This window comes from Mycolicibacillus trivialis (genome assembly GCF_002102395.1).
Taxonomy (GTDB): Bacteria; Actinomycetota; Actinomycetes; order Mycobacteriales; family Mycobacteriaceae; genus Mycobacterium; species Mycobacterium triviale.
The window spans coordinates 204,464-214,658 of the sequence record NZ_LQPZ01000013.1 but is presented as its reverse complement, the minus strand read 5'-3'; the positions used below and the strand labels follow the sequence as shown (position 1 = coordinate 214,658).

Genomic DNA, 10,195 nt, shown 5'->3' with positions numbered 1-10,195 from the left:
CACAGACTCAACCCCGTAAACACACCTGCTCACAATTCGACCGGAAGAAACTGCGCAGCTTTCGACCGGAACCGACACTAAGGCCGCATCCCCGCCTTCGGCATATCGGCGCAGCCACTTGTAGACCGTGGCCCGTGAAATGCCCAGCTGTTGAGCGACCTGCGCCGGCGGCCAACCACCAGCGACACGTTCAACGATCAGCCGTCGAGCGAAAACGTTCGTGCGGGCGTTAGCGTGAGACACGAGGACCTCCTACGGGTAGATGCCAGACACATTCACTCCGTCAGGAGGTCCTCCCCATTTCAAGCAGGCACGCCGTCAACAACCTCTCAGGTCACGACAGGTTAGCCGTGCCGAACCCGTTCGACTTCAACCCGCGCAGCCCGTCGCTGCCGCGGCTGATCGCGCTGGGCACGTGCTTCGCACTGATCGCCGTCGCCGCGTCGGCGGCGATGGTCGCCAAATCCAAGGGCAGCTTCGACAACCTGGTCCGCGTCACCGTGGAGTTGGTCAACATCGGTGACGGCCTGCCGGCCCGCTCGGATGTGAAGTTCCGCAGCGTGCTGGTCGGCTCGGTCTCCGGGGTCACCCCGTCGCGCCACGGCGGGCCTAACCTGGTGCACGTCAACCTCAAACCCGAATACGCCGAGCGCATCCCCAACACGGTCACCGCGCGGGTGATCCCCACCAACGTGTTCGCCGTCTCGGCGGTGCAGCTGGTCGACAACGGGCCCGCCGCCGGCTCGCTGCACAGCGGCTCCCTGGTCCCCGAGGACACCACCCTGCCCACCGTCCTGTTCCAGAACGTGCTGGCCAAACTGCGCGAACTGCTGGCCGCGGTGGGACGCAAACCGGACAGTCAGACGATCGGCGTGATGGCCGCCCTGGGCGAGGCGACCAAGGGCCGCGGTGACGAGATCACCGACACCGGCCACGATCTCATCGAGGTCCTCAGCCGGCTCAACACCGTCGTCGGCGCCGACGCCGCCACCCCGTCGACGCTCTCGGCACTGCAGGACGCCGCCGACGGGCTGCGCGACTCCTCTCCGGAGTTGTTCGACGCGCTGGACAACTCGATCACACCGATGCGCACGTTCGCCGAGAAGCGCAGCCAACTCACCGATTTCCTGACCGGCGGACTCAACACCACCGACACGATCGGTCGCGCACTGGACAACCAGGTCGACCGGATGATCACCGTCACCACCCAGTTCAGCCCGCCGCTGGGCATCATCGCCGACCACGCCGATCAGTTCCACGGCGTCTCCACCCGGCTACAGGTGCTGGCCAACAAGTTCTACGACGAGGCCTGGAATCCCGAGACCAATCTGCTGACCCTCAAGGCCGTCGTCGCACTCACTCCCAGCCGTACCTACGTGCGGGCGGACTGCCCACGCTATGGGGAACTGGAAGGACCCAGCTGCCACACCGCGCCGGAGACCCCGACCGCGCCGGATCTGTACCCCGCGCTGGATTCCGTCGACGCCTCGGTGCCGCCGTACGTCACCGAGAACCGGCCGAACCTGACTCCGCCGCGGCACTCGATGCCCGACGACCCGCAGGGACCGCCCGCCCCGCCACCGCTGCCCCAGATGGTGCCGCCGCTGACCGGATCGGCCCAGTTGCCCGGTCCGCCACCACCGGGCCCCCCGGCGCCCGGTCCGCCACCGGCCGAGCCGGCTGCTCCGGCCTCCTACGACCTGCCCCCCTCGGATGCCATCCCGTACTCGGCGGTGCTCGGCGGCAACGTCGGCCCGGTCGGCAGCCGCCAGGAGGCCGCGCAGATCGGTCGCATCGTGGGCGGCTCACCCACCACCGCAACCCAACTGCTGCTGGGCCCGGTGGCCCGGGGCATGACCGTGCACCTCCTGCCCGACACCGGAGGCGACCGATGAACAAGCGCTACCGCAAGCCCGTGATCGGACTGTCGATCTTCACCGTCGTGTCGCTGGCGATGACGTGGATGGTCTACGCCACCCTGGAACGCGAGGTCGCCGGTCCCACCCACACCTATACGGCGACGTTCACCGACATCCTGGGCATGGCGCCGGGCGACGACGTCCGGGTCGCGGGGGTCCGCGTCGGCCGGGTGGACAAGATCGACCTCGAGGGCACCGATGCGCGCGTCACTTTCCGGGTGCAGAGCGATCAGACCCTCTACACCGACACGATCGCGTCGGTCACCTACCAGAACGTCATCGGCCAGCGCTATCTCGGCCTCTCCCAGGACCCGAACGCCAGCGGCCCCCGCTCCCCACTGCCCGACCGCGGACATATCCCCAAAGAACACACGGTGCCGTCCTTCGACATCTCCTACATGCTCAACGGCTTCGAGCCGCTGTTCACCCAGCTCGACCCCGAGCAGGTCGACAACCTCACCACCGCGCTGATCCAGGCGTTCCAGGGCGATGAGACCTCGGTACTGGTGTTGACCACGCAGGCTTCCGTGCTCGCCGAAACCCTCGCCGGCCCCGACCAGGTGCTCGGCGATCTGATCGGCAACCTCAACGACCTGATGGCCAGCCTGTCCGCACAGAACGACAACCTGGAGAACATGATCGGCCAGACCCGTTCGGTCATGTCGGAACTAGCGGCCCGCCGCGACCAACTGGTCGCCTCCGTCGGCTCCACCAACTCCACCGTCGGGCGGCTGGCCACCATCGTCGACACCATCACCCCCGACGTCCAGGAGTTCATCACGCGCCAGCCGGGCTTCCTCGACTACGGCCTGCGCGACGGACGCGAGCGCTTCGCCTACCTGGGGGCCAACCTGCCGTTGCTGCTCAAGGGAATCGCCCGGATCACGCAGGAGGGCGCCTACATCAACGGCTACCCCTGCAACGTCGACTTCGCGTTCTGGCAGGGCCTGTTCTACTGGTTCCGCGCCTTCGTCGCCGCCGCCACTCCGGGCGGCGACACCGTCCAAGGCCTCCACACCCCGGTCTGCAGGTGAGCGCGATGGTCAACCGTTCCGGCAGGCTCGCCCGGCCCCTGGAGTCCTACAACACGATCTGGCTCGGTGTGACCGGCCTGGTTCTCATCGGGGTCATGCTGGCCGCCGTCGTGCTGTTCGGCAATCTCAACCTCGGCAAGACCCGCTACCACGCCGAGTTCGCCCAGGCCGCCCAGATCGGCAAGGGCAACCAGGTCACCGTCGCCGGCATCCAGGTCGGCACCGTCGACGGGGTGCGCCTGGCCGGCGACCATGTCGTGGTGTCGTTCACCGTCGGCAACGGGGTGCACGTCGGTGAGACCAGCCGGGCGGCAATCAAACTCACCACCATCCTCGGCGCCCGCTACCTCGAGCTCCGGCCCTCGGGCAGCGCCGAACTCAGCGACCGCACCATCCGGCTGGCCAACACCGACGTGCCCTACGACCTGCAGAAGACCCTGGCCGGAGCCACCAGCACCTTCGAACCCCTCGACGCCGAACGGGTGGTGGAATCGGTCAAGACGATGAACCGCAGCCTGCAGGGGCTGCCCGAGGCCCTGCCCGAGGCGTTGGCCAACCTCGAATCCCTGTCGAACATCATGGCCGATCGCCGCGACCAGATCGGCTCGCTGCTCACCAACGCCGACACGCTGACCGCGATGCTGCGCAACCAGAAAGCCGACCTGGGCACCCTGGTGCTGCAGGGCCGCGACCTGCTGAGCGAGATCACCACGCGGCGGCAAGCCGTGCACCGGCTTTTCGCCAGCGCCACCACGCTGGTCGACCGTGCCCAGACCATCCTCGGTGACGAGCCCGAGATCCGGCAGCTGATCGACAACCTCGCCGAGTTCACCACGATGATGACCGACCACGACGCGCTGCTGCGCAGCATCCTGCAGGTCGCCCCGGTGACGGTCCGCAACCTGGCCAACATGACCGGCACCGGCAACGCTCTCGAACTCAACGCCCCGGCCGGCCCGTTCATCGACTCGTGGATGTGCGCGATCAGCGGCCGAGCCCGGCAGTTCAACCTCGTCGAGTACTTCAAGGACTGTGGATGAGCGCCCGGATGCGTTGGGTGCTGATCGCCGCGGCGGTCGGCGTCGTCATCGTGGTCGTCGCCGCGCTCGCGGTGATCCCCCGCGTCATCGGTCGCCACATCACCGTCACCGCGCACTTCGAGGACGTCGTCGGACTCTATGAGGGCAACGGCGTGTCAGTGCTGGGCATGCAGGTGGGGAAGGTGACCCGCATCCACAACGAGGGCGGCCACGTCGCGGTGACGCTGTCGATCGACCGTGGTGTCGCGATCCCTGCCGACGTGCAGGCGGTGACCGTGTCCAGCTCGATCCTCACCGACCGACACGTCGAACTGACCCCGCCCTACCGCGGCGGCGCGACCCTGAAGGACGGCGACGTCCTGGGCCTGGGCCGCACCCGCACCCCGGTCGAGTTCGGCCGCACGCTGTCGATGGTCGACAAGCTCGGCAAGGCACTGCACGGCGACGACAACGGCCAGGGGCCGCTGGGCGATCTGGTCAGCCTCGGTTCGGCGATCACCGCCGACAACTCCGCTGCCATCAAATCCACGCTCGACAAGCTGTCCCAAGCTCTGCGCGTCGGCGACGACAAGGGGGCCCGCAGCAAGGAGAGCATCCAGGCGATCATCACCAGCGTCGCCGACCTGAACCAGGCCGCGGCCGACAACGACACCGAGATCCGCGAGTTCAGCTCGAACCTGCGCCAGCTCAGTGACATCCTCGCCGCCGAGGACCTCGGCTCGGGAACCACCGGCGCCAAGCTGAACCAGATCCTCGACCAGGCGACCCGGCTGCTCGACGACCACCGCGAAGAACTCACCGAGACGTTCAGCCAGACGCACGCCATCACCACCACCCTGACCGACAACCAACGTGAGCTCGCGGAGCTACTCGACGTGGCACCACTGACCGTCGACAACATCTACCGCATCATCGACCCGGTCGCGGGCAGTCTGCGCGCCCACGCCCTGGTCGACAAGATCATCTTCAACGGCCAGTTCGCCAAGGAGATGTGCAACCTGATGGGTCTCAAGCAACTCGGCTGCGCCACCGGCACGCTCAAGGACTACGGGCCGGACTTCGGGCTGACCCAGATGCTCGATCTGATGGCCAACGGGATCAGTGGTACCCCGTGACAGGGAGGAACCGGATGCGCACCGTCCGACGCGGGGCCCGCGCGGTGCTGGCGACTGCGCTCACCGCTCTGCTGGCCGGCTGCGCGACCGGCCTCGATGCCCTGCCGTTGCCGGCACCGGAAGCCGGCTCCGACAACTACGAACTGACCGCGATCTTCTCCAACGCGCTGAACCTGCCGGCCAAGGCGAAGGTCAAGCTCTACGGCGCCGACATCGGCGAGGTTGGCGAGATCCGGGCCCGGGACTTCAACGCGGAGGTGAGCCTGCGGATCCGCTCCGATGTGCCGCTGTACAGCGGCGCCACCGCGGAACTGCGGTCAGCGACCCTGCTCGGCGACGTGTTCGTCCAGATTCGACCCGACCCCGAGCAGGCGCCGAACGCCGCGCAATTGCACGACGGCGACGTCATCCCGCTGCAGGACACCGCCGCTGCACCCACCGTCGAGGAGTTGCTCAACTCGATGGCGATGCTGGTCAACAGCGGCACCGTCGGGTACCTGGTGAGGACCACCAACGGGGCCGGACGGGCCCTGGGCGGGCGCGGCGAAAGGGTCGAAACCCTGCTCAGCGAGACCCGGGAATTGTTGTCGCGACTGACCGCTCGCTCCGACCAACTCGACGGTGCCCTGCGACGCACCTCCGAGCTGGCCGCGGTCATGGCCGCCCGCCGCGACACCCTCGATGCTGCGTTGACCGACGCCGCCCCGGCGATGGCGGTGATCGCGGACAACACCACCCGGATCGCCGATCTCGCCGACCAGGTCGGCTACATCAGCGACCGGCTGGCCCGGTTCCCGTCCATCCAGGGCACCGACACCCGCGGCATGGTGGCCGACCTGAACACTTTGGCCGCGGTGTTCAACGACATCACCATCGACCCCGAGCTGTCGCTGTACTCCTTCAACCGGCTGCTGGGCATCCTGATCAAGTCGACCAACGCCACCGCCGGCCATTCGAACATGGTCGCCGCCAAGCTGTCGCTGACGCCCTGGCCGGACAAGAACTACCCCGGCGATCCCGGCTTCCACTGGTCCGACGGCACCGACTGGCATCAGATGATCGGCAGCCTGCGCTACGAGTGGAACATCTTGCTCAACAAGATCTACGGGCCGAACCGATGAGCGCGACACCGAACCCGGCCGAACGGGGCGCTCGTCTCATCGTCGACGCCATCCTGTTCGTGGTGCGCCGCCGGCTGCTGGTTTCGGCCGTCGGCCTGGTCGTCCTGCTACTGGTGACGTTCTCCTACATCGCGGTGGGTGCGCTGGGGATCAACCCGATCGCCTCCACCATGTCGGTGCGCATCCAGTTGGCCGAATCCGGCGGGCTGCTGGCCAACCAGGACGTCACCGTCCGCGGCATCCCGGTCGGGCGGGTCACCGCCATCAACCTCACCGACGACGGGGTGGAGGCGGTCGCCGCGATCGACGCCGCCACCCGCATCCCGCGCTCCAGCCCGGTGCGGGTATCCGGGTTGTCGGCGGCCGGCGAGCAGTATGTGGACTTCCGGCCCACCGACGGCGAGGGACCGTTCCTCACCGACGGCTCGGTGATCGACAAGGCGCAGACCTCGGTGACGGTGTCGCTGCCGCAGATCATCGATGACAGCCGCGGGGCCCTGGCCCAACTGGACACCGATCAGCTCAATACCCTCTTCGCCGAACTGCGGGTCAGCCGCGACGGCGCGGACAAACTGGCCGCGATCTTCGACGGCGCCTCGTTCCTGGCCTCGACACTGGATGGCGTGTTGCCGCAGACCGTCAGCATGTTACGCACCACCCGCACCGTGCTGAACACCGCCGCCGATCTCAACGACGGGCTGCTGCGCACCTCGCTGAACCTGCAGGGGATCCTGCACGGGGTGGAGGCGATGGATGGCGGCTTCCGCCAACTGGTGGACCGCGGCAGCGGTCAACTCCAGCTCATCGACGCCTTCATCGCCGACAACCGCGAGAACGTGGTGCAGTTGCTGGGCAACCTCACCAGCGTCTCCCAGCTGCTCTACCTGCGGACGCCGGCGCTGGCCGATCTGTGGCGACCGGACCGCGACTCGATGGTCGACCGGGTCTCCAGCGTCATCCACGACAACGGGATCTGGGCGGTCGCCGACATCTATCCGCGATACAGCTGCGACTACGGGCTGCCGCGGCGCCCACCGAGTCAGGCCGATTTCCCCGAGCCGTATCTCTACACCTACTGCGACGATCCCGACCCATCGGTGTTGATCCGCGGCGCCCGCAACGCGCCCCGCCCGGCTGGCGACGACACCGCGGGGCCACCACCGGATTATGATCCGCACGCGACCACCGATCCCACCCCGAACTACCCGCCGTACACGATCCCCACCCCCTACGCCGGCCCGGAGATGCCGGTCTGGGTGCCGAACTGACCTGCCGGGAGGCACCGTGTCCAAGCGCAGCGCCACCAAGGACGTCTTCGATCAGCTCGGGGAGGAACCCGACTCCGGCTCCTCCGTCGACAATGACAGCGCCACTGAAACGGTCACCGTCGCACCGGATCCCGCCCCTCCGAACCCCGCGGCCCGAACCGGCCGACGATGGCCGAAGATCGCGGTCGCCGTCGCGCTCATCGGCGCCCTGGCCGCCGCGGGCTACCTGGGTTGGCGGTACAAGGAACTGCGCGACATCGACGTCGCCGCCGAACAGGCTGTTGCCGCGGCCCGTGACTACGCCGAAGTGCTGACCACCCTGGATGCCAAAGACATCGACGCGCACTACAACGAGACGCTCGACGGGGCGACCGGCCGCTTCAAAGACGAGTACAGCCAGGGCGCATCCCAGCTGCGACAGATCCTGATCGACAACGACGCCGCCGGCACCGGCGTGGTGCTCGACGCGGCGGTGAAATCAGCCTCCACGTCGCAGGTCGAGGTGCTGCTGTTCGTCGACCAGTCGATCACCAACGCGGTCAACCCCAGTCCGCGCATCGACCGCAACCGGATCCAGATGACCATGAAACGCATCGACGACCGTTGGCTGGCAAGCAATGTCGACCTCATCTGACGACGAATCCGCCGCACCGGAGGACGCCGCCGCGACCGGAGTCGAACCGGTCGCCGACAGCGAAACCGGCACCAGTTCCGACACCGACACCACGCAACCCGACACCACGCAACCCGACACCACGCAACCCGACGCCCCGCAAGCCGACGCCCGCCGCTGGATCCGCGTGCTGGCGCGTTGCGCGGCCGCAGTGGCGGCGATCGCCGTCGTTGCCGGCGCCGGCTACGCGGGCTGGTCGCTGTTCGATCAGCATCGGCGCGATTCCTCGGCTGCGCAGGCGCTTGACGCCGCGAGTGCCTTCGCGGTCACCCTCACCACCGCCGATCCCAGCACCGTCGACGACAAAGTCCGTGCCGTCATCGACGGCTCGACCGGGGATTTCCACGACCGGTACACCAAATCCAGTGCGCAACTGCGCAAACTGCTCATCGACAACGCGGTGACCACCCGCGGCACAGTGCTCGACATTGCAGTCAAGTCGGCGCAGGCCTCGCAGGTCGAGGTGCTGCTGGTGGTCAGCCAGTCGGTGAGTAACTCATCGGTGCCGGACGCAGGTTCCGACCTGGTCCCGGTCGCCATCACGATGGAGGAGGTCGACGGACGGTGGCTGGCAAGCGAGGTCGTCGTGTTCGGAGCCGAGCAATGAGACGCGGACCGGGCCGACTGGGCGGGCTGCTCGGCGCTGCGCTGACCGCCGCGGTGGTGGCCGCCCCGGTGGCGTCGGCATCGGCGGAACAACTCTGCGGTGACCTCGGCGCGGCCTGGGACGGCGCCCGCTGCTCCACCGTGGTCACCTCACAGCGCAACGCGACCCGGCTGATCTGGTTCGACCTACCCGCCGCGCAGTTGGACGATCCGACCGCCGGGCCGCCGCTGAGCAACTACTACCACCGGCTGATGGACGGCTGGCGGCAGTCCGCGGCCGACAGTCCCCGCGAGAGCAGCGCGTTCGCCACCTACCGGGTCTACCACGGGCCCGGCGGGGTGCGGTCGGTGATCGTCCACGAGACCTTCGAGCCGTTCGGCATGCAGGCCAACAACGCATTCCGCTCGTTCGTGTTCGACATGGGTCAGGGCCGGCGGCTGATGCTGGCGGATCTGTTCAAGCCCGGCGTGGACCCGATGGTGGCGCTTCCCCCGGCGACGGTGCCGTTCCTGCCCGCGGCACTCGATGCCGCGGCGCCCCCGCACGCGCCCGGCACGTATCCGTTCACCGTGGAGGAGTTCACGCCGAGCCCGCGCGGGCCGGGCTATACCGGCGAGTACCGCTCGTTCGCGCTCGACGGCGACCAGCTGCTGCTGTTCCTGCCCGATGCCCCGATGCTGCGCGAGGATCCCAGCCCGCAGGACCGGCTGGTGTGGTCGATGGACGGCGGCACCGTTCAGGTCCGCGTCCCGCTGGCCGCGCTGGCCGACTCGCTGCGGCCCGAATACGGCGGCAGCTAACCGATTTTGATCAGTCCGGCGGCCAGGTGGGTGATCGTTGTGAGTGCCTCGCCTTCGGTCTGCGCCCGGTCCGGTGCGTCGGCGATCATGAGCGCCGCCTCGCAAAGGCAGCTGAGCAGCATGCTCGCCGCCATCGGGATCGGGACGTCATTCAACTCGCCGCGGTCCGACAACGCACCGAGCACCCGCTGCAACGGCGGCAGCAGCAGCTCGTCGTCGATGCGCCGGTAGAGCCGGTTGCTCAGCACCGTCGGCGCCTGTTTGAGAAGTTCGCGGTAGTCGCGGTCGTCGACGATCATGGCCAGGTAGGCCGTGACCAACTGGAGGCTGACCGGCCAACCCGGTCCATCGGCGACCCCGGGTATCCGGCCGGCGGCTTCGTCGATGAGATCGGCCAGCCGTGCGATGTGGTCGCGAAAGAGCAGTTCGAATACCGAGCGCTTGTCCGAGAAGTGGTGGTAAAACGCACCTTTGGTAACCCCCGCTGCGGCGGCGATCTGGTCCACGCTGGCGGCGGCGAAGCCGACGGTGGTGAACAACTCCCGCGCCGAATCCAGAAGCACCTGCCGAGTCTGGGACGCAGACATTTCGCGCCGACTCTGGACATCCACAACCGAG

General features: G+C 68.0%; 11 protein-coding genes. 9 read left to right on the top strand and 2 right to left on the bottom strand.

The genetic code is table 11. The annotated features are described in order from the left end of the window. Nucleotides 1-243, bottom strand: a 243-nt coding sequence (locus AWC30_RS05375) for a helix-turn-helix domain-containing protein (RefSeq protein WP_234807948.1), incomplete at its 3' end; no start/stop codon positions are given. Nucleotides 244-350: 107 nt separating this feature from the next. Between AWC30_RS05375 and AWC30_RS18160 the strand changes: the two genes are divergently transcribed. From AWC30_RS18160 to AWC30_RS05330, 9 genes are read left to right on the top strand one after another with little or no spacing between them, the layout of a single operon-like run. Then, entirely contained in the window at nt 351-1,895 is a 1,545-nt protein-coding gene (locus tag AWC30_RS18160) for an MlaD family protein (protein WP_085109157.1), read from the top strand. Beyond that, a complete protein-coding gene (locus AWC30_RS05365) occupies nt 1,892-2,953 on the top strand; it encodes an MlaD family protein (protein ID WP_085109156.1) in 1,062 nt (353 codons plus the stop codon). Before AWC30_RS18160 ends, AWC30_RS05365 begins: the two co-directional genes overlap by 4 nt. A 5-nt stretch (nt 2,954-2,958) precedes the next feature. After that, nucleotides 2,959-3,993, top strand: a complete 1,035-nt coding sequence (locus tag AWC30_RS05360; protein ID WP_085109182.1) for an MCE family protein — start codon at nt 2,959-2,961, stop codon at nt 3,991-3,993. Next, nucleotides 3,990-5,108: an MCE family protein gene (locus tag AWC30_RS05355; RefSeq protein WP_234807947.1), complete on the top strand. Its 1,119-nt coding sequence runs from the start codon at nt 3,990-3,992 to the stop codon at nt 5,106-5,108. The genes AWC30_RS05360 and AWC30_RS05355 overlap by 4 nt, the downstream gene beginning before the upstream one ends. Before the next feature lie 14 nt (nt 5,109-5,122). Next, the gene (locus AWC30_RS05350; protein ID WP_085109155.1) at nt 5,123-6,229 is read left to right on the top strand and encodes an MlaD family protein; all 1,107 of its coding nucleotides are present in this window, start codon (nt 5,123-5,125) and stop codon (nt 6,227-6,229) included. After that, nucleotides 6,226-7,497: an MlaD family protein gene (locus AWC30_RS05345; protein ID WP_085109154.1), complete on the top strand. Its 1,272-nt coding sequence runs from the start codon at nt 6,226-6,228 to the stop codon at nt 7,495-7,497. Before AWC30_RS05350 ends, AWC30_RS05345 begins: the two co-directional genes overlap by 4 nt. A 16-nt stretch (nt 7,498-7,513) precedes the next feature. Beyond that, a complete protein-coding gene (locus AWC30_RS05340; RefSeq protein ID WP_085109153.1) occupies nt 7,514-8,131 on the top strand; it encodes an Rv1363c family protein in 618 nt (205 codons plus the stop codon). Further along, nucleotides 8,115-8,777, top strand: a complete 663-nt coding sequence (locus AWC30_RS05335; RefSeq protein WP_085109152.1) for an Rv1363c family protein — start codon at nt 8,115-8,117, stop codon at nt 8,775-8,777. Before AWC30_RS05340 ends, AWC30_RS05335 begins: the two co-directional genes overlap by 17 nt. Then, the gene (locus tag AWC30_RS05330; protein ID WP_085109151.1) at nt 8,774-9,577 is read left to right on the top strand and encodes a hypothetical protein; all 804 of its coding nucleotides are present in this window, start codon (nt 8,774-8,776) and stop codon (nt 9,575-9,577) included. Before AWC30_RS05335 ends, AWC30_RS05330 begins: the two co-directional genes overlap by 4 nt. Here the strand turns inward: AWC30_RS05330 and AWC30_RS05325 are convergent. Then, entirely contained in the window at nt 9,574-10,140 is a 567-nt protein-coding gene (locus tag AWC30_RS05325; protein ID WP_165756436.1) for a TetR/AcrR family transcriptional regulator, read from the bottom strand. The two genes, AWC30_RS05330 and AWC30_RS05325, sit on opposite strands and share 4 nt — an antisense overlap. Between the last annotated feature and the right edge of the window lie 55 nt (nt 10,141-10,195).

Bases quoted from the DNA above. Each gene is read 5' to 3' on its own strand.
- AWC30_RS05365 (WP_085109156.1), top strand. From the start codon at position 1,892: ATGAACAAGCGCTACCGCAAGCCCGTGATCGGACTGTCGATCTTCACC.
- AWC30_RS05360 (WP_085109182.1), top strand. From the start codon at position 2,959: ATGGTCAACCGTTCCGGCAGGCTCGCCCGGCCCCTGGAGTCCTACAAC.
- AWC30_RS05355 (WP_234807947.1), top strand. From the start codon at position 3,990: ATGAGCGCCCGGATGCGTTGGGTGCTGATCGCCGCGGCGGTCGGCGTC.
- AWC30_RS05350 (WP_085109155.1), top strand. From the start codon at position 5,123: ATGCGCACCGTCCGACGCGGGGCCCGCGCGGTGCTGGCGACTGCGCTC.
- AWC30_RS05345 (WP_085109154.1), top strand. From the start codon at position 6,226: ATGAGCGCGACACCGAACCCGGCCGAACGGGGCGCTCGTCTCATCGTC.
- AWC30_RS05335 (WP_085109152.1), top strand. From the start codon at position 8,115: ATGTCGACCTCATCTGACGACGAATCCGCCGCACCGGAGGACGCCGCC.
- AWC30_RS05330 (WP_085109151.1), top strand. From the start codon at position 8,774: ATGAGACGCGGACCGGGCCGACTGGGCGGGCTGCTCGGCGCTGCGCTG.